Source organism: Sphingomonas sp. (assembly GCF_017745215.1).
Classification (GTDB): Bacteria; Pseudomonadota; Alphaproteobacteria; order Sphingomonadales; family Sphingomonadaceae; genus Sphingomonas.
The window spans coordinates 214,449-239,885 of the sequence record NZ_JAGHZV010000002.1; the positions used below are offsets into that span (position 1 = coordinate 214,449).

Annotated in this window: 28 protein-coding genes; 16 read left to right on the forward strand and 12 right to left on the reverse strand. The window is 68.0% G+C overall.

The window, feature by feature from the left end; genetic code table 11:
* Positions 1 to 12: 12 nt before the first annotated feature.
* Positions 13 to 1,296 (reverse strand): acyl-CoA dehydrogenase family protein, encoded by a 1,284-nt coding sequence (locus tag J7495_RS03610; RefSeq protein WP_294054713.1) that lies wholly within the window; start codon positions 1,294 to 1,296, stop codon positions 13 to 15.
* A 155-nt stretch (positions 1,297 to 1,451) separates the two neighbouring features.
* On the opposite strand from J7495_RS03610, the gene J7495_RS03615 reads away from it, so the two are divergent.
* The 6 genes from J7495_RS03615 (at position 1,452) to J7495_RS03640 (ending at position 5,026) form a co-directional block, all read left to right on the forward strand.
* Positions 1,452 to 2,693 (forward strand): TetR/AcrR family transcriptional regulator, encoded by a 1,242-nt coding sequence (locus J7495_RS03615; protein WP_294054714.1) that lies wholly within the window; start codon positions 1,452 to 1,454, stop codon positions 2,691 to 2,693.
* Between the two features lie 125 nt (positions 2,694 to 2,818).
* Positions 2,819 to 3,295 carry a transcription elongation factor GreB gene (gene greB / locus J7495_RS03620; protein WP_294054715.1) on the forward strand — a complete coding sequence of 159 codons (477 nt, stop codon included), beginning with the start codon at positions 2,819 to 2,821 and terminating at the stop codon, positions 3,293 to 3,295.
* 97 nt (positions 3,296 to 3,392) lie between these two features.
* Positions 3,393 to 3,674: an acylphosphatase gene (locus tag J7495_RS03625; protein ID WP_294054716.1), complete on the forward strand. Its 282-nt coding sequence runs from the start codon at positions 3,393 to 3,395 to the stop codon at positions 3,672 to 3,674.
* 123 nt (positions 3,675 to 3,797) lie between these two features.
* The gene (locus J7495_RS03630; RefSeq protein ID WP_294054717.1) at positions 3,798 to 4,199 is read left to right on the forward strand and encodes a DoxX family protein; all 402 of its coding nucleotides are present in this window, start codon (positions 3,798 to 3,800) and stop codon (positions 4,197 to 4,199) included.
* Positions 4,200 to 4,283: 84 nt separating this feature from the next.
* Positions 4,284 to 4,670, forward strand: a complete 387-nt coding sequence (locus J7495_RS03635) for a DoxX family protein (protein WP_294054718.1) — start codon at positions 4,284 to 4,286, stop codon at positions 4,668 to 4,670.
* Positions 4,667 to 5,026 (forward strand): gamma-glutamylcyclotransferase family protein, encoded by a 360-nt coding sequence (locus J7495_RS03640; protein ID WP_294054719.1) that lies wholly within the window; start codon positions 4,667 to 4,669, stop codon positions 5,024 to 5,026. Before J7495_RS03635 ends, J7495_RS03640 begins: the two co-directional genes overlap by 4 nt.
* A gap of 43 nt (positions 5,027 to 5,069) precedes the next feature.
* Here J7495_RS03640 and J7495_RS03645 read toward each other — a convergent pair whose 3' ends face one another.
* From J7495_RS03645 to J7495_RS03670, 6 genes are all read right to left on the reverse strand, one after another.
* Positions 5,070 to 5,576 carry a hypothetical protein gene (locus J7495_RS03645; protein WP_294054720.1) on the reverse strand — a complete coding sequence of 169 codons (507 nt, stop codon included), beginning with the start codon at positions 5,574 to 5,576 and terminating at the stop codon, positions 5,070 to 5,072.
* 35 nt (positions 5,577 to 5,611) lie between these two features.
* Complete coding sequence (locus J7495_RS03650; RefSeq protein WP_294054721.1) at positions 5,612 to 6,058, reverse strand: nucleoside deaminase; 447 nt, start codon at positions 6,056 to 6,058, stop codon at positions 5,612 to 5,614.
* Positions 6,055 to 6,537 carry a GNAT family N-acetyltransferase gene (locus J7495_RS03655; protein WP_294054722.1) on the reverse strand — a complete coding sequence of 161 codons (483 nt, stop codon included), beginning with the start codon at positions 6,535 to 6,537 and terminating at the stop codon, positions 6,055 to 6,057. The genes J7495_RS03650 and J7495_RS03655 overlap by 4 nt, the downstream gene beginning before the upstream one ends.
* A 244-nt stretch (positions 6,538 to 6,781) precedes the next feature.
* A complete protein-coding gene (locus J7495_RS03660; protein WP_294054723.1) occupies positions 6,782 to 6,922 on the reverse strand; it encodes a hypothetical protein in 141 nt (46 codons plus the stop codon).
* Entirely contained in the window at positions 6,919 to 7,938 is a 1,020-nt protein-coding gene (locus J7495_RS03665) for a M28 family peptidase (protein WP_294054724.1), read from the reverse strand. The genes J7495_RS03660 and J7495_RS03665 overlap by 4 nt, the downstream gene beginning before the upstream one ends.
* 51 nt (positions 7,939 to 7,989) lie before the next feature.
* Positions 7,990 to 8,709: a sterol desaturase family protein gene (locus J7495_RS03670; RefSeq protein WP_294054725.1), complete on the reverse strand. Its 720-nt coding sequence runs from the start codon at positions 8,707 to 8,709 to the stop codon at positions 7,990 to 7,992.
* A 172-nt stretch (positions 8,710 to 8,881) separates the two neighbouring features.
* On the opposite strand from J7495_RS03670, the gene J7495_RS03675 reads away from it, so the two are divergent.
* Positions 8,882 to 9,454 (forward strand): Uma2 family endonuclease, encoded by a 573-nt coding sequence (locus J7495_RS03675; RefSeq protein ID WP_294054726.1) that lies wholly within the window; start codon positions 8,882 to 8,884, stop codon positions 9,452 to 9,454.
* Between the two features lie 13 nt (positions 9,455 to 9,467).
* Here the strand turns inward: J7495_RS03675 and J7495_RS03680 are convergent, their stop codons facing one another.
* Together J7495_RS03680 and ettA are read right to left on the reverse strand one after the other, a co-directional pair.
* Positions 9,468 to 10,088, reverse strand: coding sequence for a hypothetical protein (locus J7495_RS03680; protein ID WP_294054727.1), 621 nt, complete (start codon positions 10,086 to 10,088; stop codon positions 9,468 to 9,470).
* A gap of 31 nt (positions 10,089 to 10,119) precedes the next feature.
* Complete coding sequence (gene ettA / locus J7495_RS03685; RefSeq protein ID WP_294054728.1) at positions 10,120 to 11,799, reverse strand: energy-dependent translational throttle protein EttA; 1,680 nt, start codon at positions 11,797 to 11,799, stop codon at positions 10,120 to 10,122.
* A gap of 124 nt (positions 11,800 to 11,923) precedes the next feature.
* Here ettA and J7495_RS03690 point away from each other — a divergent pair, with 124 nt between their 5' ends.
* A complete protein-coding gene (locus J7495_RS03690) occupies positions 11,924 to 13,300 on the forward strand; it encodes a M20/M25/M40 family metallo-hydrolase (protein ID WP_294054729.1) in 1,377 nt (458 codons plus the stop codon).
* 447 nt (positions 13,301 to 13,747) lie between these two features.
* On the forward strand, positions 13,748 to 13,939 hold the full coding sequence (locus J7495_RS03695) for a hypothetical protein (RefSeq protein ID WP_294054730.1): 192 nt from the start codon (positions 13,748 to 13,750) through the stop codon (positions 13,937 to 13,939).
* Between the two features lie 135 nt (positions 13,940 to 14,074).
* Here J7495_RS03695 and J7495_RS03700 read toward each other — a convergent pair whose 3' ends face one another.
* On the reverse strand, positions 14,075 to 14,770 hold the full coding sequence (locus tag J7495_RS03700; RefSeq protein WP_294054731.1) for a dienelactone hydrolase family protein: 696 nt from the start codon (positions 14,768 to 14,770) through the stop codon (positions 14,075 to 14,077).
* A 167-nt stretch (positions 14,771 to 14,937) separates the two neighbouring features.
* On the opposite strand from J7495_RS03700, the gene J7495_RS03705 reads away from it, so the two are divergent.
* From J7495_RS03705 to J7495_RS03725, 5 genes are all read left to right on the forward strand, one after another.
* Positions 14,938 to 15,609, forward strand: a complete 672-nt coding sequence (locus J7495_RS03705) for a hydrolase (protein ID WP_294054732.1) — start codon at positions 14,938 to 14,940, stop codon at positions 15,607 to 15,609.
* 15 nt (positions 15,610 to 15,624) lie between these two features.
* Positions 15,625 to 15,882, forward strand: a complete 258-nt coding sequence (locus tag J7495_RS03710; RefSeq protein WP_294054733.1) for a DUF1427 family protein — start codon at positions 15,625 to 15,627, stop codon at positions 15,880 to 15,882.
* An 80-nt stretch (positions 15,883 to 15,962) separates the two neighbouring features.
* Positions 15,963 to 17,801 carry an amidohydrolase gene (locus J7495_RS03715; RefSeq protein WP_294054775.1) on the forward strand — a complete coding sequence of 613 codons (1,839 nt, stop codon included), beginning with the start codon at positions 15,963 to 15,965 and terminating at the stop codon, positions 17,799 to 17,801.
* The gene (locus J7495_RS03720; protein ID WP_294054734.1) at positions 17,798 to 18,202 is read left to right on the forward strand and encodes a DoxX family protein; all 405 of its coding nucleotides are present in this window, start codon (positions 17,798 to 17,800) and stop codon (positions 18,200 to 18,202) included. Before J7495_RS03715 ends, J7495_RS03720 begins: the two co-directional genes overlap by 4 nt.
* Positions 18,199 to 19,554 carry an alginate export family protein gene (locus tag J7495_RS03725; RefSeq protein WP_294054735.1) on the forward strand — a complete coding sequence of 452 codons (1,356 nt, stop codon included), beginning with the start codon at positions 18,199 to 18,201 and terminating at the stop codon, positions 19,552 to 19,554. Before J7495_RS03720 ends, J7495_RS03725 begins: the two co-directional genes overlap by 4 nt.
* A gap of 106 nt (positions 19,555 to 19,660) precedes the next feature.
* On the opposite strand, the gene J7495_RS03730 is transcribed toward J7495_RS03725, so the two are convergent.
* On the reverse strand, positions 19,661 to 20,440 hold the full coding sequence (locus J7495_RS03730) for an alpha/beta fold hydrolase (RefSeq protein WP_294054736.1): 780 nt from the start codon (positions 20,438 to 20,440) through the stop codon (positions 19,661 to 19,663).
* Between the two features lie 49 nt (positions 20,441 to 20,489).
* Positions 20,490 to 21,320, reverse strand: a complete 831-nt coding sequence (locus J7495_RS03735) for an alpha/beta hydrolase (protein WP_294054776.1) — start codon at positions 21,318 to 21,320, stop codon at positions 20,490 to 20,492.
* Between the two features lie 338 nt (positions 21,321 to 21,658).
* Here J7495_RS03735 and J7495_RS03740 point away from each other — a divergent pair, with 338 nt between their 5' ends.
* Positions 21,659 to 24,694 (forward strand): sensor histidine kinase, encoded by a 3,036-nt coding sequence (locus J7495_RS03740; RefSeq protein WP_294054737.1) that lies wholly within the window; start codon positions 21,659 to 21,661, stop codon positions 24,692 to 24,694.
* Entirely contained in the window at positions 24,687 to 25,361 is a 675-nt protein-coding gene (locus J7495_RS03745) for a response regulator transcription factor (RefSeq protein WP_294054738.1), read from the forward strand. The genes J7495_RS03740 and J7495_RS03745 overlap by 8 nt, the downstream gene beginning before the upstream one ends.
* Positions 25,362 to 25,437: the final 76 nt, after the last annotated feature.

Consider the following 25,437-nt stretch of genomic DNA (forward strand, 5'->3'; position numbering starts at 1 on the left):
CGGGATGACGCCCTAACGAGAGACGCCTACATCCCCGCTGCTCACCCGGTCCGCCTTGAAGTCCGCGTACTTCCCGAACTCCGCCCGAGCGATCGCGCGGTTGTGTACCTCGTCGGGCCCGTCCGCCAACCGCAGCGTCCGGATCCCCGCCCAGTCGTGCGCGAGGTGGAAGTCGCTCGACACGCCCGCGCCGCCGTGCGCCTGGATCGCATCGTCGATGATCTGCAGCGCCATCGTCGGCGCCTGCACCTTGATCATCGCGATCTCGAGCTGCGCCGCCTTGTTGCCCGCCTTGTCCATCATGTCGGCGGCCTTGAGGCACAGCAGCCGCGTCATCTCGATGTCGATCCGCGCGCGGGCGATGCGCTGCTCCCAGATCGAATGGTCCGAGATGCGCTTGCCGAAGGCGACGCGGCTGACGAGCCGCTTGGCCATTGCTTCGATCGCCTCTTCCGCCACGCCGATCGTGCGCATGCAATGGTGGATGCGCCCCGGCCCGAGCCGCCCCTGCGCGATCTCGAACCCGCGCCCTTCGCCGAGCAGCAGATTCTCCACCGGCACGCGGACATCCTCAAGGATCACTTCGCCGTGCCCGTGCGGCGCATGATCATACCCGAAAACCGAAAGCATCCGCTTGATCGTGACGCCGTGCGCATCGAGCGGCACCAGGATCATGCTCTGCTGGGCGTGTTTCGCGGCTTCGAAATTGGTCTTGCCCATCAGGATCGCGATCTTGCAGCGCGGATCGCCGGTGCCCGAGGACCACCATTTGCGGCCATTGATGACATAATCGTCGCCGTCCCGCTCGATCCGCGTCTCGATGTTGGTCGCGTCCGAGCTCGCGACTGCCGGCTCGGTCATCAGGAACGCCGAGCGGATCTCGCCTTCCATCAGCGGGCGCAGCCAGGCCTCCTTCTGCGCCAGCGTACCGTAGCGATGAAAGACTTCCATGTTGCCCGTATCGGGCGCCGAGCAGTTGAACACCTCGGAGGCCCAGCCGATCCGCCCCATCTCCTCGGCGCAGAGCGCATATTCGAGGTTGCTGAGCTGCGTCCCTTCGAACTCGAAGCTGTCGTCGACATGAGCCTGCCCCGAATGCGGCGGCATGAAGAAATTCCACAGCCCGGCCGCCTTGGCTTCGGCCTTCACCTCCTCGAGCACTCGGTTGACTTTCCAGCGCTCGCCGCTCTCGGCCTCGGCGCGGAAATCGGCTTCGCGCGGGCGGATTCGGGTGTCGATGAAGGCCTTCACGCGGTCGCGGAAATAGGTCTCGCGCTCGGTCAGCGTGAAGTCCATGACAATGCCTCTCCTGCTCGCTTCGGACTCGCGGCTTAGAGCGTACCGGTTTTTCGGTAAAGGGGCATGGCCGCCCTTTTCGCTTGTGCCGGACTGTCCCGAAAATCGGTAAAAAACTGCTTTGGGATCAAACCGAAATGGGTAAGCTGTCATCCATGAATTTGCCCGGCCAGATTGAATCCGATCGTTCGACAAAGCGGTTCCGGGCCAAGCGCGACGCAATCCTCGCCGCGGCCGCGGACGCGATCAACGAACAGAGCGCGAAGGGCATGACCTTCGCCGACGTCGCGCGGCGCGTCGGGCTCAACACCACCAGCGTCACTTATTATTTCAAGCGCAAGGAAGACCTTGCCGCCGCCGCCTTCGAACATACGCTCGGCCGGCTCGACGCGATGCTCGACGCCGCGCACGAGGAAGCGACGCCGCAGGCGCGGGTCGAGCGCTTCCTGTCGAGCAACATGGCGCGGCTCGCGCGCATCCGCCGCGGCGAGGAGCGCGACTTCGCGATCCTCTCGGACCTGCGCGCGATGGAAGGGCCGATCCGCACCAGCCTGCTCACCCATTGGCGCGAGATCTTCCGCAAGACCCGAGCGCTCTGGGGCGAACCCGCCGGCCGCGCCGAGACCGACCTCCATGGGGCCCGCGCGCACGTGCTGCTCGAGAACGCCTTCTGGCTGCCGGCCTGGCTGACCCGCTACGAGATCGACGAATATCCGCGCGTCGAGGCGCGGCTGATGGACGTGTTCGCGCACGGCATCGCGGTCCCCGGCGACGCCTGGGCGCCGACCCTGCTCGACCTCGAGCATGACGAGCCCGAGCCGGGCCGCGAGGCCTTCCTGCTCGCCGCGACGCGGCTGATCAACGAGCTCGGCTATCGCGGCGCTTCGGTCCAGAAGATCGCGAGCGAGCTCAACGTCACCAAGGGCAGCTTCTACCACCATCTCGACGCCAAGGACGAGCTGGTGATCGCCTGCTACAAGCGCAGCTTCGACATCCTCGCCGATGCCCAGCGCCTCGCGCTCGAGCTGTCCGGCGGCCATTGGCACCAGCTGGCGAGCACGGTGGCGACCTTGCTCGACGTGCAATTCTCCGAGCGCGGGCCGCTGCTGCGCACCACTGCGCTGTCCGGCCTGCCGCCTTTCGTCCGCTCGACGATGATCGATCGCTCGAACCGCATCGCGCGGCGCTTCGCCGGCATGCTGTCGGACGGCATCGCCGAGGGCTCGATCCGCGCGATCGACCCGCTGGTCGCGTCGCAGGCACTGATGGCGCTGCAGAACGCCGCCTTCGACATGCGCAAATGGGCCAACACCATGCCCCGCGACCGCGCCGTCGCCTTCTATGCCTCGACGCTGATGTTCGGCCTGTTCGACGATCGCGTGCTGGCGGCAGGCTGATCACTTACACTACGCCATAGCCGTCATCCCGGCGAAAGCCGGGTCCCAGGGTTGCGAAGGACATCGCTTGCAGCCCTGGGTCCCGGCTTTCGCCGGGATGACGATTAGGGGTAGAGGCTAACCCAATGGACCGCCCCAACTATATCACTCCCGCCGGCTATGCCGCGCTCAAAGCAGAGTATGACGCGCTGTTCGGCACCGAGCGCCCCGCGCTGGTCGAGACGATTTCCTGGGCCGCGGGCAACGGTGACCGGTCGGAGAACGGCGACTATATCTACGGCCGCAAGCGGCTGCGCGAAATCGACCGGCGGCTCGGCTGGCTCTCGAAGCGGATGAAGGCCGCCAAGGTCGTCGATCCGACGCGGCAGGAGGACCGCAACCGCGTCTATTTCGGCGCGACCATCACCATCGCCGACGAGGACGACAACCACCGCACGCTCACCCTCGTCGGCGACGACGAGGCCGATGCGGCGAAGGGCATGGTCGGCTGGAACGCGCCGCTCGCCCGCGCGCTGCGGGGCGCGGGGATCGGGGACATCCGCCGCGTCGCCCTGCCGGCGGGCGAGCGCGACTATGAAGTGATTGCGATCACTTACCCTTGAAGCGCGGCGAACCGACGCCTAGGCCGGGATGCGTCATCTGCATGCAATGCTATCCTGCACGGCGACAGGGGCGTTTTTCCGAGTGAGAGAGCGGGCAATGACGACACAGCGTATCCTCGTGTCGGGTCGCGTGCAGCGAGTAGGCTATCGCGACTGGACCGTACGCACCGCCAAGGGGCTGGGCCTCAGGGGCTGGGTGCGGAACCTCAACGACGGGCGCGTCGAGATCCTCGCGGACGGCGACGAGGAGGCGCTGGGCGCGCTCGTCGACGCCTGCCGCGAGGGGCCGGCTCTGGCCCGCGTCGAGAATGTCTCGACGCTTCCGGACAATGGCGACCCCGGCAAGGGCTTCACCAAAAGGCTGACCGCGGTCGCCTGACGCGCGACGGGAAACGATCGCATCCGATCGGGCAAGCAGCGGAAACCATGGGTTTCGCCGTGGCGGGTTGATAGCGGGCACGAAACGAACGACCTTCCGCCCAACACGAAAGGGAGACACGACATGCCCATTCCTTCGACCTGGACCACGCATCTCCGCAGCCTGCTGCGCATCATCGTCGCGCTCGGCTTTATCGAGCACGGTACTTCCAAGCTGCTCGGCTTCCCCGCCTTCCCGATGCCGGGGCCGCTGCCGACGCTGCTGATCGTCGCAGCCTGGCTCGAAGTCGTCGGCGGTACGCTGATCCTGCTCGGCCTGTTCACTCGGCCGGTGGCGTTCATCCTGTCGGGCCAGATGGCGGTGGCGTACTTCATGTTCCATGCGCCGCAAGGCTTCTTCCCCGCCAACAACGGCGGCGAGGCGGCGATGCTCTACGCCTTCATCTTCCTCTACTTCGCCGCGGCGGGACCGGGTGCCTGGAGCCTCGACGCCCTGCGCGGCAAGGCCCCGGCAACCACGGACTGAGGTCAAGCCTCCTCCCCCCAGCTTGACCCGCCTGCCGAGGCGTGGAAGCCTCCTCTCCCTACCCCCAGGAGAGGAGGCTTTTCCATGCCTATCCCCCCGAGCTGGTCGGGCGTACTGCTCAGCCTGCTCCGCATCGCCGCCGGGCTCACCTTCATGGAGCATGGCACGTCCAAGCTATGGCACTTCCCCAAGGCACTCGGTTCGCCCGACGCGCTGACGCTGCCGCTCGGCCTGCTCGAGACGATCGGCGGGGCGATGCTGGTGGCCGGCCTGCTCACTCGCCCGCTCGCCTTCCTGCTCTCGGGCGAGATGGCGGTGGCCTATTGGTGGGTCCATGCCCAGGCGGGCCCCTATCCGCTCGCCAACGGCGGCGAAGGCGCGGTTCTGTTCTGCTTCATCTTCCTCTACCTGGCGGCAGCCGGCGGCGGCAGTTGGAGCCTCGACGCACTGCTCGCCCGCAAACGCGCATGACCTTGTTGTTCTTCTACGGCTCGCTGGTGCGGGGCCAGAGCAACCACGGCCTGGTCGAGGGCCGCGCGCGCTTCCTCGGCGAGGATGCGGTGGCGGGGACGCTGGTCGACCTCGGCGACTATCCCGGCGCGGTGCTCGGCGGCTCGGACTGGATCCTCGGCGAGGTCTTCGAAGCGAGCGATCCCGAACTGCTCGCGCTGCTCGACGACTTCGAAGGCGAGGAATACCCCCGCGTCGAGACAGTTACGCGCGGAGGGCACCGCGTGTGGGTCTATTCCAACCCCTCCCCCGGCCCTGCCGTCCCAGGCGGCGACTGGCGCGCGCACGTGGCGGAGCGGGATTCACTCCGGGCTTGAACTTTAAACGTGATTATTTGGTCGGAGCCGTCGGGCCAATCCCTCACTCCGCCTCGGGCTTGCTGTTGATCCCGCCCATGCTCGCCGCACAGGCCTGGAACTGCCGCAGCGCCTCGGGATCGAGCGGCGTGTTCAGCGTCTTGCCGCCTTCGATCGTGACGGCGATCGCGCTGGCGGCGATCAGCTTGGGGAAGGTCGCGAGCGCATCCTCGGCGAAATAGGCAAGCCGCGGCTCGTCGGTGCCGAGCACCTTGTCGCTGCCCGAATAGGTGCCGAACGCCACCTGCATCGCGAACTGCTTGTCCTTGGCGAACTCGCCCCAGGCCGAATTGCTCACGGTGACGTAGATCTGGTTGTTGGTCTGGTCGACCGAGAAGGTGAGGTCGCGCCCGTCGCCGAAGTCGCGCGCCATCCAGCAGTCGACGGGGTCGTCGTCCATCCGGTAGACGTCCCAGCCATTCTGCTGCCATTCCTCGAACGGCGGCATCTCGGCCTGGGCGAGCGCCGGCGCGGGCGCGAGGAACAGGCCGAGCAGTGCAAGTCCGCGCATCAACATCTCTCCTCGATTGCCCCCGGTCGCTAGCATCAATCCTCGGCGATGTCCTCGTTCCACAGCTCGGGCCGCTCGGCGACGAAGCGGCGCATCAGCTCGATGCAGCGCGCGTCGCCGAGGATCACCACTTCGACGCCATGGTCGCGCAGGAACGCCTCGTTGCCGCCGAAGCTCGTGTTCTCGGCGATCACCACGCGCGGGATCTTGAACTGGACGATCGTGCCCGCGCACATCATGCAGGGGCTGAGCGAGGTGTAGAGCGTGGTGCCGGCATAGCTTTTCTGCCGCCCGGCGTTGCGCAGCGCATCCATCTCGCCATGCGCGATCGGGTCTCCCTGCTGGACGCGCTGGTTGTGGCCCTCGCCGAGCATCGTATCGCCGCGCGCGATCACCGATCCGATCGGGCAGCCGCCCTCCTCGAAGGATTCGAGCGCGAGCTCATAGGCGCGCGTGACGAAGCGGGCGTCGATGTCGTTCATTGTAAGTCCTTGCGCAGCGTGACGACGGGGATGCCCCGCGCGTCGATCTCGTGGCCGACGACGCGGAAGCCGTGGCGGAGGTTGAGGATCAGCATCGCATTGTTGGCGGACCGGGTGCGCGTCTCGACAAAGCGAAAGCCTTGCGCGAGCGCGCCGGCGTGCTGGCGTTTCATGAGCGCCGAGGCGACACCGTGGCGGCGCGCTTCCGGGGCGACCCCGCCGAGCCAGGAATAGAGCAGCGCGGCGCCCCGCCGATAGCCGAGCTTGAACCCCACCGCGCCGCCCGCGCTCTCGGCGAGCCACAGGTCAGGATCCTCGAGCCCGCGCAGGCGATCGGTGAGATAGGCGTCGTCGAACTCGCCGAACGCGGCGCGGCAGAGCGGCAGCAGCACCGCCGCCGCCTCGGCAATCGGCGCTGCCCAGCGGCGATAGGCGATCGTCTCTCCTGCGACGTCGTTTGGATCAGTCCCGTCGCTCATGGGATCGCATCCCGTTCCGCAAAGGGCCCAGCGGATATCCAAAAGTCACAAGAGTCACGACCCGTTGCGACGAATCCGGTGCCAAAAGTCACAAGAGTCACGACCCGTCGCACGTGGCAGGCATCGTTCCGCGAGCGAAGGCTGCGAAACGAAGCGGCTACGATGGAGAGGCGCGCGTGCATGACCGCGAGCCAAGCAGACGAATTCCAATTTTGGAAGAGGCATCCTCTCCGCTGCCTGCCGCCTACCCTTCCGGCGGCGTGTAGATCGTCCCTTCCTCGACGAACCAGAGCGGGTTGTCCCGAGGGCCCTCGGCGTAGAAGTCCATCGCATGGCCGATCTGCTGGACCTCGAGGTTGAGACGGAGCAGGCGTGGACCGGTCATCGGGCAGCTCCTTGGTTCCAGTGGCGGATCACTTGCTCGAGCCCCGCTACGACGCGCGCGAGCCGGGGGTAGTCGAGCTTGTCGGGGGTATCCTGGGTGTCGTGGTAGAAGCGGTAGCGGAAGGGCGCGGTGTCGGTGACCATGATCGCGGGGTAGCCGAGCTGCTCGAACGACCAATGGTCCGACCAGTCCACGCCCTGGATCAGCGCCGGCGCCGCACCGCCTTCGCTCGGAAAGCGCGCATGGCGGCGGAAGTCGGCCGTGGCACGGCGGACGAGCGCGCGCGAGCCCAGCGTCCCGACGAACGCGACGAAATTGCCCGTGCCGGGATAGAGGAGGCTCGGCGGGAACGGGTAGCGCTGGCTGCCGGGCGCGTCGCTGTAGCAGCCGAGCGTCTCGAGCGAGAACATCGCCTCGACCGGCTCGCCGCGACCGCGCAGCGCATGGGCGTAGACGAGGCTGCCCATCCGTTCGGTCTGGAAGAAGGGCGGCTCCTCGTTGACGAAGAGCACCAGCCGGATGCGCCGGCTCGCCTTGCCGCGCAGGTCGGCGAGGCGGCGGGCGAGCTCGAGCACCGCGGCGGTGCCGCTGCCGTTGTCGTTGGCGCCGGGCGCGGTGAAGGCGCTGTCATAATGCGCACCGATGACGAGCGTCGGCGCCCTGGGGTCGGCGGGCTCGATCGTGACTTCGAGGTTGCGCGCGCGGCCTTCGTCGAAGGGCTGGCGGACGACGGCATAGCCTCCGCTCGCGAGCACCCCCTCGAGATAGCGCGCCGCGCGTTCGAGCGCCTCCGGGTGGCCGAGGTTGTGCGGCGCCTTGCCGATCGCTTCGACATGGGTTCGCAGCCGCCGGGCGAGCTCCGCCTCGTCGGCCGTGAGCGGCGGCAGCGGCCCGGACCAGCCCCGGCCGGGCACCGCGGTCATCCAGAGCAGCATGATCACGGGCGTCGCGAACAGCGCGAGCACGACGGCGAGCGCGATCAGCTGCGCCCGATGCTCCGCCAGCCAGTCGCGCACCCTGCCCTCCCCAGTTCCGCCTGCGCTTGATGCCCGTGCAGGGCAGCGAACTCAACTGATCTTGCGGAACAGCAGCATCGCGGGGACCTGCAGGGTCGACCCCTGGTGGAAGCCGTTCTCGCCTTCCCAGTCGCGCGGGTTGCGGAAGGTGCCGAAGATCATGTCGGGTAGCGGGATGTCGCCGTAGTTCCACGCGTGGACGCCGCGCTGGTGGTGGACGAGGTGGCTCTCGGGGCGTTGGATGAAATAGCCGAGCCAGTGCGGCGTGCGGACGTTGAGGTGCTGGAACATGCCGGGGATGGTGGTGAGGACCGCCACCACCAGCGTCGCTTCGGGGCTCATCCCGAAGATGCCGACGAGGCACGCCGAGCCGAGCAGCGCCCAGCCGAGCATGTCTACCGGGTGGAAATAATAGGCGCCCCAGATGTCCACGCGCTCGGCGGCATGGTGCATCTGGTGGGTGACGCGCCACAGCGGGTCCCAGCCGTGCATCAGCCGGTGCCAGAAATAGATGCCGAACTCGAGGATGAGGAAGCCGGTGACGACCTGCGCCCAGAAGGGCAGCTTCGAGCCATCGACAAGTTGGTGCGCGCCGAACCAGCTGTCCCAGAGGAACGGCGCGTAGGTGGCGATGGCGAAATAGAGGACGAAGGAGACGACGCCCATCACCCGCCAGAACGGCACGCTGGGGAAGTCGGTCCGCCGCCCGATCGTGTCGAGGATCGCGAAGGCGATGAAGATGCCGAGGATGACGTAGTGGTAGATGGTCATTGCCCGTGACCCCCCTGCCGCTTTTCGCCCGCTCGCCGTTGCTTGCCGGTGAAGCGATGCGGGTGCCGACTTCAATCTTTCATGTTCGCGTCGGAATTGGAAGTTGGAACATTTGATGAACATCGCTATGTCGGCATTGGAGGGTTTGGCCGCCTGTGATAGGATCGCGCGCATGACCGAGATGTTGCCGCTGAACAACGCTCATCTGCCCGTCAGACTGCGGCTCGAGGACTATCTTCGCCTCGATGATGCCGGCGCCTTCGCCGACTATCGCAAGACCGAGCTGATCGACGGGGAAATCTTCTTCATGAACGCGCAGCACCGGCCGCATGCGGTCATTAAGTCTCGCCTGCATGTCCTTCTCGCAGCAGCGCTGGCCGCTCAGGGCAAGGGCTGGGAGGCGATCGTCGAGGGATCGATCGCCATCCCGCCGCAGAACTCGCCCGAGCCCGACATCGTCGTGACCAGCGAGCCCGACGGCAAGGGCCTGATCCCGCTCGACAGCGTCAAGCTGATCGTGGAAGTCTCCGATGCGACGCTGGCCTTCGACATGAAGCGCAAGCTGCCGATGTACGCGCGCAACGGCATTCCCGAATATTGGATCGTCGATGTCGAGGCCGGCGTCATCCACCAGCTGTGGGCGCCGCAAGGCGAGGCCTATTCGGAGCGGCACGAGACCGCGTTCGGCCAGCCGATCGCCGCAACCACGATCCCCGGCCTCGAAGTCGAAACCGCCAAGCTCTGACCCCAGCCGCGGCCTAGCCGCAGATTCCGATCGAGCGGTTCCCCGCCCCGGCTTCGAACGCCGTGTCCGTCACTTGCGCCAGCTCGACGGAAGCCGTCGCCTTGCTCATCGTCGCCGCCGCGAACGCCTTCGCCGCCGCCAGTCCCTCGTCGTCGCGCCCGATCAGGATCGGCCGCACATCGCCGTTCGCGAACAGATTGACGCTCGGCGACTGCACCACCGTCTTGCCCGCCTCGACCGCATTGCCCTGAAGCCGCGCGAGCAGCTCGCCGGTCTCGAAGGTGCCGACCCACAGGACCCTGCCCGCCACCACCTCGATCGTGAAGGTGCCCTGCGCGAGGCACGCGCCCCAGCTACCCTGCTGCCACACCGAATTGAGCTGGTAGCGCCCAGGCTTCAGCGTGCGCGCGATGTAGCGATAGCCGCTCGCGCCGCCCTCGACCTTCATCAGATAGACGCGCGACATGAAGCCGTCGTTGCCGTTCTTCGAGAAGTCGAGCGTGTAGGTGAAGGGCATCACCGGCACGCGGATCAGGATCGCGCCCTCGGCCGAAGCCGGAGTGATCGCGATCCGGTCCGGCACTTTCTGCGCCACCGCAGGCGTCGCCGCCGCGACGAGCGCGACAGCGGTCAACGATGCGCGGAGCCTGCCCATGCGGGCAAGTTTAGCGCGTCAGCTTCTTGTACGCCAGCGCCGTGGGACGATCCGCCGCATCGCCCAGACGGCGACGCTTGTCCTCCTCGTACATCTCGAAGTTCCCTTCGAACCACTCGACATGCGAATTGCCCTCGAACGCCAGGATGTGCGTCGCGAGGCGATCGAGGAAGAAGCGGTCGTGGCTGATCACCACCGCGCAGCCCGCGAAATTCTCGATCGCTTCCTCCAGCGCGCCCAGCGTCTCGACATCGAGGTCGTTGGTCGGCTCGTCGAGCAGCAGCACGTTGCCGCCGCGCTTGAGCATCTTGGCGATATGGACGCGGTTGCGCTCGCCGCCCGAGAGCTTGCCGACGTTCTTCTGCTGGTCCTGGCCCTTGAAGTTGAACGCGCCGACATAGGCGCGGGTCGACATGTCGTGGCCGTTGACCTTGACGTAGTCCAACCCGTCCGAGACTTCCTCCCAGACATTCTTCGACGGGTCGAGATGGTCGCGGCTCTGGTCGACATAGCCGAGGCGCACGGTCGAGCCCATCTCGATCGAGCCGGTGTCGGGCGTCTCCTGGCCGGTGATCAGCTTGAACAGCGTCGACTTGCCCGCGCCGTTGGGCCCGATCACGCCGACGATGCCGCCCGCCGGCAGCGTGAACGAGAGATTCTCGAACAGCAGCTTGTCGCCATAGGCCTTGGAGATGTTCTCGACCTCGATCACCTTGCCGCCCAGGCGCTCGGGCACCTGGATGACGATCTGCGCCTTGCCCGGCGTGCGGTTCTCCTGCGCGGAGACGAGCTCCTCGAACTTCTTGATGCGCGCCTTGGACTTGGTCTGGCGGCCCTTGGTGCCGGCGCGGATCCACTCGAGCTCGTCGTTGATCGCCTTCTGGCGGCCGGTCGCCTCGCGGTCCTCCTGCTCGAGGCGCTTGGACTTCTTCTCGAGATAGGTGGTGTAGTTGCCCTCGTACGGGAAATACTTGCCGCGATCGAGCTCGAGGATCCAGCCGACGACGTTGTCGAGGAAGTAGCGGTCGTGGGTGATCATCAGCACCGCGCCCGGATATTCCTTGAGGTGGCTCTCCAGCCACAGCACGCTCTCGGCGTCGAGGTGGTTGGTGGGCTCGTCGAGCAGCAGGATCGAGGGCTTCTGGATCAGCAGGCGCGTGAGCGCGATGCGGCGCTTCTCGCCGCCCGAGAGGTTCTCGACCGGCCAGTCCGACGGCGGGCAGCGGAGCGCTTCCATCGCAATCTCGAGCTGGTTGTCGAGCGTCCAGCCGTCGACCGCGTCGATCTTGGCCTGGAGATCGCCCATCTCCTCCATCAGCGCGTCGAAATCGGTGTCTTCCTGGGGATCGCCCATCTCGGCCGAGATCGCGTTGAAGCGATCGACCATGTCCGCGGTCTCGCGCGCGCCGTCCTTGACGTTCTCGAGCACGTTCTTGCTCGGGTCGAGCTGCGGCTCCTGGGGCAGATAGCCGACGGTGATGTTCTCGCCCGGCCAGGCCTCGCCCGAGAATTCCTTGTCGATGCCGGCCATGATCTTCATCAGCGTCGACTTGCCGGCGCCGTTGGGGCCGACGATGCCGATCTTGGCGCCCTGGTAGAATTGCAGGTTGATGTTGCTCAGCACCGGCTTGGGGGCACCGGGGAAGGTCTTGGTCATGTCCTTCATGACAAAGGCGTATTGCGCGGCCACGGGGCAAGTCTCCGTTGGGGGAATTTCGGGATGCAGGAAGTTCGGCAGCGCATGTAGCGACGGGCCGGGTAGATGGCAACGGAGGGTGCTTGCATCGGAACGCGCAGGGGCTACGGGTGGCCGCATGAAGCTCGCGCCCCTCGCCGCCGCTGCGGCCCTTGCCGCCCTCCTCCCCGTCCCCGCCCTGGCCCAGCTGACGCCGACCGCGGCGGCGCTGCGCGACGCGGCGCTGAAGGACGATCTCGCCTGGGAGATCACCGAGGGGCTCACCACCGAGGTCGGCCAGCGGCTCGCCGCCACCGAGGCCGAGGCGCGGGCGCGCGACTGGGCGGTGGCCAGGCTCAAGGCGCTGGGCTTCGCCAACGTGCATGTCGAGACCTTCAAGATGCCCGTCTGGGTACGCGGCGAGGAGAAGGCCGAGATCGGCGCGCCCTTCCCCCAGTCACTGACGCTCGCCGCGCTCGGCAATTCGGGCGCGACCGGGCCCAAGGGGATCACCGCCGAAGTGGTGTTCTTCCCGACCTTCGCCGATCTCCTCGCCGCGCCGGCCGAGCAGGTGAAGGGCAAGATCGTCTTCATCAGCCACCGCATGGCGCCCACGCAGGACGGCTCGGCCTATGGCCCCTCGGGCATGGCGCGGCGCTCGGGCCCGCGGATCGGCGCCGACAAGGGCGCGCTCGCGGTGATCATCCGCTCGATCGGCACCGACCATCACCGCGTGCCGCACACCGGCGGCACCAATTGGGGCACGACCAAGCCGATCCCCGCCGCCGCGCTCTCGGTGCCCGACGCCGAGCAGCTCGAGCGCATCCTCGCGCGCGGCAAGCCGGTGACGATGCACCTGCTGCTGACGCCGAAATTCCTGGGCGAAGGCGAATCGGGTAACGTCGTTGCCGAAGTGCCGGGTACCGATCCCGACGCGGGAGTGGTCGTGATCGGCGGCCATCTCGACAGCTGGGACCTGGGCACCGGCGCGATCGACGACGCTTCGGGCGTGGCGATCACCACCGCGGCGGCCAAGCGCATCCTCGACGCCGGCAGGCCGCGGCGCACGATCCGCGTGATCTGGTTTGGCGCCGAGGAACCCGGCGGGCTCGGCGGCGAGGCCTATGCCAAGGCGCACAAGGACGAGAAATTCGCGCTCGCCGCCGAATCGGACTTCGGCGCGGACCGGATCTGGCGCTTCGAGACGAAGCTGCCCGATGGCGCCAAGGCGATCGCTGGACGGCTCGACGCGCTGCTTGCCCCGCTCGGGATCACGCGCGGCGGCGACAAGGCGGGCGACGGCACCGACGTGGGCCCGCTGTTCGCGCTCGGCGCCTCGGCGGTGGACCTCAACCAGTCGGGGCTGCGCTATTTCGATTTGCACCACACCGCCGACGACACGCTCGACAAGATCGACCCGGAGCAGCTGCGCCAGAACGTCGCGGCCTGGACGGCGATGCTGGCGACCGTGGCGGACGCGCCCGAGGCGCTGGGAATGGCCGCGCCCAAACCCTGACCGCGGTCGGGTTTCGCGCAACTGTGCCGTAACGGTGCGAATCATCATGCTGCACCGCAAAATATGCGGCGGAAATTGATGCTGCGCACCATGAACTCCGCTGGCTGCCAAACCCATGTGGCTGCGGTGGATCAGTGGCGGGATGTTGCAGCCGCGGTCTCCGCGCGATGGGCTAGAAAATACTGCTATCGCAGTCTGTTACCTGTGCTATCTTGACACATGTCAGGATTCGGGCGGAAGGTCTGCCTGCCGGGAGCGGCGCCATGTGCTCTCGGAGCGGCACCGTTTCGCGGCGCTCGAGTGGCTGAAAACAGGCGGAAATCAGGCGACCGGCTTGCTCCCCGGTGAATTTGCGATTGACGCATTCGCAACGACCGTTATTGCATCGGCCTTCGCCTCGGCATTCGGGCCGCAGCGAAAAAATGGTTTTCATTGGGAGCAACCGAAATGAAGAAGGTCCTCATTGTTGCTGCTGCCGGCGGCCTGATGATGCTCGCGGCGTGCACGCCCGCGGCGAACAACAGCGTCGAGGCGACGAACGACACCGAGGCGAACGCGCAGGTGTATGACGAGACGGCGAACACCGTGGTCGACACCAACGCGACCGTGGTCGAGGAAAACACCTCGAACGCGATGTAATCGGCGACCTGGCCCTTCGCGGGCCAGGGCTACCAGTTACGAAGGGCGTCTCTTCCCGGGGGGAGAGGCGCCCTTCTCGCATTTGGGGCAATCCAATCGGCCGTCATCCAATTCAGTCGAGCGCGGCGACCCGGCTCACCGCAGGTGCGTCTCGAGGAAGTCCCATGTCCGCCCGTTGGCCAGCGCGGCGGCTTCGGCGTCGTACTTGGTGCCGGTGTGGCGCGCGAAGGCGTGCGAGCAGCCGGGATAGCTGTAAAAGGTGACGTTGGGATTGGACGCGACCGCGGCTTCGATCGTCGCCTGCGCCTCCGGGCCGATATATTCGTCCGCGGTTCCGACATGGATGATCAGCGGGTTGCCGATGTCCTTGGCCTCGCCGGCATAGCCTTCGGTGCCACCGCCATAATATTCGACCGCGGCATCGGCGTGGAAGCGCGCGGAGACGAGGAAGGTCATCAGCCCGCCCAGGCAATAGCCCATCACCCCGGCCTTGCCGTTGCCCCCGGCGATCGCACGGGCATGGTCGATCGTCGCGGCGACGTCGCGCACGCCCTGATCGAAATCGAAGCGGCCGTAGAGGTCGAGCCCCTTCTTCCACTCCTCCTCGCTCCAGTGGGACAGCGAGACGCCGGGCTCGAGCCGCCAGAAGAGGTCGGGCGCCACAGCGATGAAGCCGCGCGACGCGAGCTCGGCGCAGGTCTCCTTGATGTCGTCGTTGATCCCGAAGATCTCCTGGACCACTACGACGGCGGGCGCGGGCTCGATCGCGGGCCGCGCGACATAGGCCTGGAATGCGCCTCCGGGCACTTCGATCGTCACGTAGTCGGCCATGATGGGTCTCCTTCCGTGCAAGCCTTTGCCGGCCGGGGCCGCGTCCGCAACCCGCTTTGGAGCCGGGGCGCTCCCCCTTAAGGGGTAGGTGCACCTCCCCTCCCCGGAGGATGCGACCCCCTCCCCAGGTCCGGTAGATTGCACCGCAACACCGGAGGAGGACCGCCATGCCCGTCACTGCCAGCACGACGCCCGCCAAGGCGCTGCTCACCCCCGACAACCACCTGCTGGTGATGATCGACCACCAGTCGCAGATGGCGTTCGCGACCAGGTCGATCGACGCAGTGCTGTTGCGCTCCAACGCCGCGCTCGTCGCGCGCGCCGCCGCGGGGTTCGGCGCCGCGACGATCCTGACGACCGTCGCCGAGAAGAGCTTCTCGGGCCCGATCTTCGACGAGATCACCGCGGCCTTCCCCGGCGCCGAAGTGACCGACCGCACCACGATGAACTGCTGGGAGGACGCGAACGTCATCCGCCGCGTCAACGCCGCTGGCCGGGGCCGGATCGTGCTCGCCGGCCTCTGGACCGGCGTGTGCATCGTCGGCCCGGCGCTCTCGGCGCTCGAGCAGGGCTTCGAGGTCTACATCATCGCCGATGCCTGCGGCGACGTGTCCGACGAGGCGCACGACCGCGCGATGGACCGGATGGTGCAGGCCGGCGCGGTGCCGATGACCTCGCTCCAGTACCTCCTCGAGATGCAGCGCGACTGGGCGCGCGGCGAGACCTATGCGCTCACCACCGGCATCGCGGCCGAGCTGGGCGGCGCCTATGGGCTGGGCATCATCTACGCGCGGACGATGTTCGCCGCGCAGGAAGGACATGAGCTCGAGACGGCCTGAGCCGGGGAGCGTGGCATGAAGCCCTACCTCATCTCGCTCGCGGTCGGCATGCTCGCCGGGGTGCTCTACGGAGCGGTCGGCGTGCGATCGCCGGCGCCGCCGACGATCGCGCTGATCGGGCTGCTGGGCATGCTGCTCGGCGAGCAGATGGTGCCGATCGCCAAGCGGCTGGTCCGCGGCGAGCCGGTGATGGCCTATGTCCGCAGCGATTGCGCGCGCGAGGTGCTGGGGCCGCAGGCGGGCAAGTCGGTCTCGCCCGAGGAGAGCGCGTGATGCGCCTTGGCCGCCGCGAAGCGATCGCTGCCGGCGCCGCTGCGGCGCTGTTGCCCAAGCTTGCCCGAGGAAGCCCCGAGATGCCCGACCTGATCCTGTTCAACGCGCGGGTGACCACGCTCGATCGATCTAACCCCGCCGCCCAGGCCGTGGCGATCCGCGACGGACGCATCCTGGTTGCGGGATCGGAAGCCGAGGCGCGCGCGGCAGCACCGGGAGCGCAGGAAGTCGACTGCGGCGGGCGGCGGCTGATCCCGGGGCTGATCGACAGCCACATCCATGTGATCCGCGGCGGGCTCAACTATAACATGGAGCTGCGCTGGGACGGCGTGCCGACGCTGGCCGATGCGATGGCGATGCTCGAGGCGCAGGTGGCGCGCACGCCCAGCCCGCAATGGGTGCGCGTGGTCGGCGGTTTCACCGAGCACCAGTTCGCCGAGAAGCGGCTGCCGACGATCGACGAGCTCAACGCCGCCGCACCCGACACGCCGGTGTTCATCCTCCACCTCTACGACCGCGCGCTGCTAAACGCCGCGGCGCTGCGCGTGGTGGGCTACACCAGGGACACGCCCAACCCGCCCGGCGGCGAGATCGTGCGCGATGCGGCGGGCAACCCGACCGGGCTGCTCCTCGCCCAGCCCAATGCGACGGTGCTCTACGCAACGCTCGCCAAGGGCCCCAAGCTGCCGCCCGACTATCAGAAGAACTCGACCCGCCACTTCATGCGCGAGCTGAACGGGCTCGGCGTCACCAGCGTGATCGACGCGGGCGGCGGCTTCCAGAACTACCCGGACGATTATGCGATCGTCGAGGAGCTCCACCGCGAAGGGCTGATGACGCTGCGCATCGCCTACAACCTCTTCACCCAGAAGCCCAAGGAGGAGCTCAAGGACTTCGCGACCTGGTCGACCCAGGTGAAGCCGGGCCAGGGCGACGATTCCTACCGCATGAACGGCGCGGGCGAGATGCTGGTCTATTCGGCCGCCGACTTCGAGGATTTCCGCATGCCGCGCCCCGAGATGCCGGCGAACATGGAGGCCGATCTCGAGCCGGTGGTGCGCCTGCTCGCCGAGCGGCGCTGGCCGTGGCGGCTGCACGCCACCTACGACCAGACGATCAGCCGCGCGCTCGACGTGTTCGAGAAGGTCAACGCCGACGTGCCGCTCGAGGGGCTCCATTGGTTCTTCGACCATTGCGAGACGATCAGCGAGCGCAACATCGATCGCATCGCTGCGCTGGGCGGCGGGATCGCGGTGCAGCACCGCATGGCGTTCCAGGGCGAATATTTCACCGAACGCTACGGCGTGCGCGCCGCCGAGCGCACCCCGCCGATCGCGGCGATGCTGCGCGCCGGGCTGCCGGTGGGCGCGGGCACCGACGCGACGCGCGTGGCGAGCTACAACCCCTGGGTTTCGCTGGCGTGGCTCGTCACCGGCAAGACGGTGGGCGGGACGACTATCTACCCGATGGCGAACCGCGTCGACCGCGAGACCGCGCTCCGGCTCTGGACCGAGCGCAATACGTGGTTCTCGAACGAAGTCGGCAAGAAGGGGCAGATCAAGGCGGGGCAGCTCGCCGACATGGTGTTGCTCTCGGGCGATTATTTTGCCGTGCCGGAGAACGAGATTGCGCAACTGCGATCGGTGCTGACGGTGCTCGGCGGCGCGGTGGTGCATGGCGCGGGCGACTTCGCCGAACTGGCCCCGCCGCTTCCGCCGGTGATGCCCGACTGGTCGCCGGTGGCGAGCTTTGGTGGCTATCACCAAGCCGATCGCAAGGTGCTGGCGAGCGCCTGCGCGTGCCACAGCAGCTGCGCGGTGCACGGGCACGACCATGCTGCGGCGCTGGGCGCGCGCGTGCCGGTCTCCGACGAGCGCGGCTTCTGGGGCGCGATGGGCTGCGCCTGCTGGGCAGTATGACCCCCGGCTTCGTCGACAACGCCCTCGGCTGGCGCTGGAGCTGGCCGCTGGCGAAGCTCGCGCTGGTCGGCGCCTATCTCCTCGGCGCGGCGCAGAAGCTGCTCGACTTCCCCGGCGCGGTGGCGGAGCAGGCGCATTTCGGGCTGAACCCACCCGCGCTGTTCGCGGTGCTGACGATCCTCGTCGAGCTGGTCGGGCCGGCGCTGATCCTGTCGGGGCGGCTGGTGTGGCTCGGCGCGGGGATGCTCGGCGTGTTCACCGGACTCGCGGCGCTGACCGCCAACGCCTTCTGGACGATGAGCGGGCATGAGGCTTTCATGGCCAGAAACGCTTTCTTCGAGCACCTCGGGCTGATCGGCGGCTTCGTGCTCGTCGCGATGCTCGATCGCCGACGGCCGTGAGGCGGCTCGCCCTTCTCTTGCTGCTCGCGGCGCCGGCGGCTCGCGCGCAGGACTCGCCGGTCGACCAGGTCAACTGGCGCTACGACGAGGATTGGTCGGCGATCGCGGGCAAGGATCCGGCGAGCCTGCCCGGGTGGACAAAGGCAAAGTACATCCCCCTCGATGCCGATGGCGACGTCTGGCTCAGCACCGGGCTCGAGGCGCGGGCGCGGCACGAAGGCTATACCGGCAATGAATGGGGCTCGGCCGACGCGCCCGACGACGGCGCGACCTGGGTGCGGCTGATGCCGCATGCCGAGCTCCACGCCGGACCGGTCCGCGCCTTCGTCCAGGGGATCGCGGGCTATGCGCTGGGATTGAGGCCCGACAAGGGGCCTTCGGACGAGACCGGGATCGACCTGCTCCAGGGCTTCGCCGACGCGCGGCTGCCGATCGGACCGGCGACGCTCACGCTGCGCGGCGGCCGCGAGCTGGTCGCGCTGGGGAGCGAGCGGCTCGTCGGCGTGCGCTACGGGCCCAATATCCCCCAGCCCTTCGACGGCGTCCGCGCGATCGCGGATATGGGCAAGCTCAGGGTCCAGCTGCTCCGGTTGCGGCCCGTGGTGATCGGCCTCGGCGACTTCGACGACCGCACCTCGGACACGCGGCGCCTCTCCGGCGTCTATGCGACGCTCCACGCGGGGCGGGGTGCCCTGGACGCCTATTGGCTCGCCTATGAGAACGACCATGCCCGCTTCGACCAGGGCGGCGGTGCCGAGCATCGCGACACCTGGGGGCTGCGCTTCGCCGGCAAGCGGGCCGGCTTGAGCTGGAACTGGGAAGCGATGCTTCAGCGCGGGCGCTTCGCCGGGGCGCCGATCCGCGCCTGGTCAATGGCGACCGAGACCGGCTACCGCGTCGGCCGCGCCTCGGTGCGGCTGCGCGCCAATGTCGTGAGCGGCGACAAGGACCGGCACGATCCGGCGCTCCAGGCCTTCGATCCGATGTTCCCGAAGGGCAAGTATTTCGGCGAGCTCTCGCCGCTCGGCCCGTACAACCTCATGAACCTCCACCCGACGATCGCCTATGACCTGACTCCGAGGCTGACGCTGAGCGCGACGGGGATCGCCTATTGGCGCCAGAGCCGCGGCGACGGGATCTACGGGTTGCCCGGCAATTTGATCCGCTCGGGCGCGAACAGCCGCGCGAGGCACATCGGCGACCAGGGCGAGCTGCTGCTCGAATGGGCGCCGACGCCGCTCTTGTCGTTCACGGCATCGTGGTCGTGCTTCACCGCGGGCCGCTTCATCCGCGAGACCGGGCCAGCGAAGACGATCCACATGATCGGGCTGGAGGCGCAGTTCAGGCTTTGACTTCTCAACCGTCATCCCGGCGAAAGCCGGGACCCAGGGTCACGGGCCACCTCGCTTGCCGCCCTGGGTCCCGGCTTTCGCCTGGACGACGACGATTGGAATTAGGCTACCCCGCCCCATGCTGGAGCGCCCAGGCGAGCGCGCGGTCTGCGACTTCCTCCCAGCCTGCCTCGTTGCACAGCCAGTGCGAGCGGCCCGAGAATTCATGATAGCCGGTAAGCGCCGGCGAGCGCAGGTGGCGGCGATAGGCGGCATGCACCGTCGTCGCGGGCGCGGTGCGGTCCTTCTCCCCGGCGATCAGCAGGAGCGGCGGACGATCGGGGTTGGCCCAGCGGATGCGGTTTCCGGTGCCGAGCAGCACCTGGAAGAAGATCCGCCCCGGCGTGGGGACGATGTATTTCTCATAGGCATAGGGCTTCTCGGCTTCGGGCAGCGTCTGAGCGAAGCCGGTGGCGAAGCCGCGCTCGCTCATCCGGAGCACGCGGTTCCAGCCGTTCCATGCCGCGAAGACAGGGAGCGAGGTCCAGAAGGCGAGTGGGTGCGGCGGCACGCCGAACGCCGGCGCGGGATCGATCGCCACCGCCGCCGAACCCAGGCCCCGATCGGCAAGCAACTGGACGACCAGCCCGCCGAACGAATGGCCGATCAGGATCGGCGGATGCGGCAGCGCTTCGATCAGCGCGGCATAATGGTCGACCAGCTCGGCGATCCCCAGCCGGGCGAGCCCGGGATCGGGCGAGCTTCGCAGGGCATCGATCGAGCGATCCAGATAGGGCCAGGGCGGCGCCGACACGGTCATGCCCGCCGCCTCGTAGCGCTGGCGGAAACGATCCCAGGCGCTCGGCGTCAGCCACGCGCCGTGGATCAGCATCACCGTGCCGGTCATCCGGTCCTGTCCCTTCGCCTCACCCGAGCGTTCCCCCTGCCCGGACGTCTCACCCCTTGATGAAGGCGAGGAGGTCCGGATTCACCGTGTCGGGGTGCGTGGTGCACATGCCATGGGGCAGCCCCGGATAAGTCTTGAGCGTGCCGTGCTTGAGCAGCTTGATTCCGATCAGCGCCGAGTCCGCGATCGGCACGATCTGGTCGTCCTCGCCGTGCATGATGAACACCGGCACGTCGATCTTCTTGAGATCCTCGGTGAAATCGGTCTCGGAAAAGGCCTTGACGCAGTCATAATGCGCCTTGACGCTGCCCATCATGCCCTGGCGCCACCAATTGTAGATAACGCCCTGGTCGACCTTCGCGCCCGGACGGTTGAAGCCGTAGAAGGGGCCCGAAGGCACGTCGATGTAGAATTGCGCGCGGTTGAACGCAGTCTGCTGGCGGAAGCCGTCGAACACCTCGAGCGGCAGGCCGCCGGGGTTCTTCTCCGATTTGACCATGACCGGCGGCACTGCGCCGATCAGCACCGCCTTGGCGACACGGCCCGGCTTGGCGCGCGCGACATAATGGGCGACTTCGCCGCCGCCGGTCGAGTGGCCGACATGGACGGCGCCCTTGAGGTCGAGGTGGTCGGCGAGCTCGATCACGTCGGCGGCATAGGTGTCCATCTCGTTGCCGGTGTCGGTCTGGCTCGACCGGCCGTGCCCGCGGCGATCATGCGCGACCACGCGATAACCCTGCAGGAGGAAGAACATCATCTGGTTGTCCCAGTCGTCAGCCGACAGCGGCCAGCCGTGGTGGAACACGATCGGCTGCGCATCCTTGGGGCCCCAGTCCTTGTAGAAGATCTCGGTGCCGTCCTTGGTCTTGATCGTACCCATGGTCTTTCCTCCTGAAATCGGTGCGGCGAAGGCGCCGCCCAGCGGCAGCGCAGCGAGCGTGGACGCGGCGGCGGCGCCCACGAGGAAGTCGCGCCGGTTGAGATCGGCGAACGCGGCCGGGAGGCTCGCGGGCGGGAGTCTGGGCGGTTCCATCGGCGGCTTCCCCTTCTGGTCTAAGGGCTTGTCCCAGACCGTCGCTCAAACGGAAATCCCGCGAGGTGGGTGATCCGACTACACTTTAGAGTGAGTACGTGACCGGAATGGACCGTGCTACCGTAGGTGCCGGGCTTTCGAGGGCGACATTGGGCTACGGGGGGATCTGGACGATGTGTCGAGGCGTGGCGCTGGGCTTGCTTGCCCAGCTCGCGCTCGGCACGCAGGCGATCGCGCAGGGTGGCCCGCCGGTCCGGCTCGACCATTTCAAGCATACGCGCTGGACGCAGGAGGACGGCGCGCCGATCGGGGTCAACGATATCGTCCAGACTCCGGACGGTTATCTGTGGATCGCGGCAGCCGACGGACTGACCCGGTTCGACGGCGTCAGCTTCGAGACCGTCCGCGCGCCACGCGGGACCCCCTTCACCAGCGCGCCGGGGAGCCAGCTGCTCGTCTCGCGCGCAGGCGAGCTCTGGATCGCCTACGGGCAGCGCGGGGGAGTAGCGGTCTATCGTGGCGGCAGGCTGGTCGATACCCACATGCCCGACCCGCCTCCGATGGTCACCAACCTCGTCGAGACGCGCGACGGGACGATCTGGGCGAGCTGGGGGGGCGTCGGTGCAGCACGCCTGGCGCGGTATCGCGCGGGCAGATGGCGTTGGGTCGATGCGGAAGCCGGCCTCCCGCAAGGCCAGGTCCTCGGCCTGATGGCCGCCCGCGACGGTACCTTGTGGATCACCTTCAATCACGACCTGCCGGACGGCGAGACGCGCAGCAGCCTCTTGACCCTTCGCCCCGGCGAGGCGCGGCTGCGTGCAATGCCCGACCGTATCGCCTGGCCACGCCTCGCCGAGGATCCGCACGGCCATATCTGGGCGGCGGGCCGCGATTCGACCCGCATGCTGCGCGCTGTCGGCGGCCTGCCCCCGAGCCTCGACGTCGCCTATCCGGCCACGCCCGGCTTGCGCTTCGCGACGATGGCATTCGACCGGTGGGGCGGCGTCTGGGGTTCGACGCGCAGCAAAGGGCTGTTCCGCGTCGCCGGCTATGAAACGCCCGCGCCCGATCCGGCAGGCGCTGTCGAGGCCTATGGCCCCCTCCAGGGCCTCAGCGGCTCGTACACGGGCCCGATGTTCGCCGACCGCGAGGGCAACCTCTGGACGGGAACCGACATGGGCGTCGACCGCTTCCGCATCGCCAATGTGGTGCCCGAGGCGTCGGTCCCGGTCTCGGCGCTCACCGGCATGAGGATCGCGGGCGCTGCCGACGGGACCGTCTATGTCTTTTCGAACGGCGCGCTGTACGAGATCGCCCCCAACGCGAGACCGCGCCTGTTGTCGGGCGACTTCGAGGACCTGCTGACCATCTGCACCGCGCGAGCCGGCGGCATATGGGCGATTTCTCCCAAGCGCGTGATGCGGCTGACCCGCACCGGGATCGAGCAGACCACTCCGCCACCCGGCGGCACGACCGGAGACAGCTGCGTCGAGGACAGCCAGGGGCGCTTGTGGGTCGCCGACGGCGGAGGCCCGATCTTTCGACAGGACGGCGCGTGGCAGCAGCTGGGCGGGACGTTGCTGGGCGCATCGGCGTGGGACATGGCCGCGACCAGCGACGGCACGATGGCGTTCAACATCAGCCTGCGCCAGCTCGGCCTGGTCCGGGGCGGCCGCACGCGGATCATCGATGCCGCGGAGCTCGGCCTCGGCGAGCTTACGGCGGTCGATGCCATCGGGGACGCGCTCTACATCTCGGGCTCGGGCGGCATGGTCCGGCTGCGCGGCGACCGGATGCGGCGGATCGACGCCAACACGATCCGCTGGGTCGCGGCGGTCCGGACGCTGCTGCAGACGCCGGACGGCAGCACCTGGCTGTTCGGCCTCGACGGCATTTCCCGCGTCTCGACGGCCGCGCTCGAAGCCGCGTTCGATCACCCCGGCAGCGCGGTGCCGCGGACGCTGTTCGACACGCGCGACGGGCTTCCCGGCAGCGTCCAGCACATCGGCTTCCGCGGCCTTCAGCTTGCGCTGGGCGGCGACGGGCGCGTCTGGGCGCTCGCGCGCACGGCGCTGGCGGTGATCGATCCCGCGACGATCGAAACCAACCGGCTCGCCCCGCCCGTGACGATCCGCTCGCTGACCGCGCGCGGCGCGCTGTATCGCGATCCGTCGAAGCTGGTACTCGCGGCAGGCACGCGCGCAATCGACATCGCCTATACAGCGCTCAGCTTCACCATCCCCGAACGCGTCCGCTTCCGCTACCGGCTGGAAGGCGTCGACGACAATTGGGTCGATCCAGGCACTCGCCGCCTCGCCTCCTATTCGAACCTCGGGCCGGGACATTACCGCTTCCAGGTGATCGCCTCGAACAACGACGGGGTGTGGAACCGCACCGGCGCGACGCTGGAGTTCGACATCCGGCCGACCTTCTGGGAGAGCTGGCCCTTCCGCCTGCTGCTCGCCGCCGCGGCGGCCGGACTGCTCTGGTTCGCCTATTCGCTGCGACTGCGCGCGATCGCGGGGCGGCTGCGCATGCGCATGGCCGAACGGCTGAACGAGCGCGAACGGATCGCGCGCGAGATCCACGACACGCTGCTCCAGTCGATCCAGGCGCTGATCATGCGCTTCCAGCTCGCCGCCGAGGACCTGCCCGAGGGGGCACCGGCGCGGAAGACGCTCGAGGATGCGCTCGACCGCGCCGACACCGTGCTTGCCGAGGGACGCGATCGCGTGCGCGACCTCCGGCTGATCGACGATGCCAGCGACGTCGAGCGGATGCTCCAGGCGATCGTCCGCCGCCAGGCCTTCGGGCCCGAGACTCGCGTCTCGATCTCGAGCGAAGGCAACCCGCGCCCGCTCGAGCCGCTGGTCGGCGATGAAGTCGCGCGGATCGCCAACGAGGCGCTGTTCAACATCTGGCGCCACGCCAAGGCGACGCGCGTCGAAGTCGACGTCCAGTTCCGCCCCTATCTCTTCAAGGTCCTGTTCCGCGACAATGGCGTCGGCATCGATCCCGAGGTGCTCACGCGCGGCCAGCGCGACGGGCATTTCGGGTTGCCCGGCATGCGCGAGCGCGCCGCCAAGCTCGGCGCCCAGCTCGAGCTTGCCCGCCCGCCCGGTGGCGGAACCGAAGTGACGTTCTCGATCCCTGCTGCTATAGCCTATGCTTCCGGCCCTCGCCGGGGGCAGAAGGCTGCCGATGGAGGTGACCTTGGTTGACCCTGCCGTTTCCCAGCCGCTGCCGATCAGCGTGCTCGTCGTCGACGACCATCCGATGCTCCGCGAGGGGATCGGCGCCGTGATCGAGCGCCAGGCCGACATGCGCCTCGTCGGCGAGGCGCGCGACGGCGCCGAAGCGGTGACCCAGCACGAGGCGCTGCGCCCCGACGTGACGCTGATGGACATCCAGATGCCCAAGCTCGGTGGGATCGAAGCGATCGAAGCGATCCGCGCGCGGACGCCCGATGCGGCGATCCTGGTGCTGACCACGTACCCCGGCGACACCCAGGCGTTGCGGGCGTTGCGCGCGGGCGCCGCAGGCTATCTGCTCAAGAGCTGCATCCGCAAGGAGCTGCTCGACGCAATCCGCGCCGTGAACGCCGGGCGCCGCGCGATCTGCGCCGACGTCGCGCACGACATCGCGCTGCATGCGCTCGAGGACCGGCTGACCGATCGCGAGATCGACATCCTCCGGCTGGTCGCCGAGGGACATCCCAACAAGCAGATCGCCTGGCGGCTCTCGCTCTCCACCGACACGGTGAAGGCGCATATGAAGAACATCTTTTCGAAGCTGGGCGTCGCCGACCGCACCCATGCGGTGATCGTCGCGGCGCGGCGCGGCTATATCGACATCGCCGAGGACGTGATCGCCTACACCGACGCCTGAGAGCCTGTTCGGATGCGCCTCACGGCGCATGGCGGTGCCAGCCCGCTCCCCCTCCCGGCCACCCATAGTGTATTCT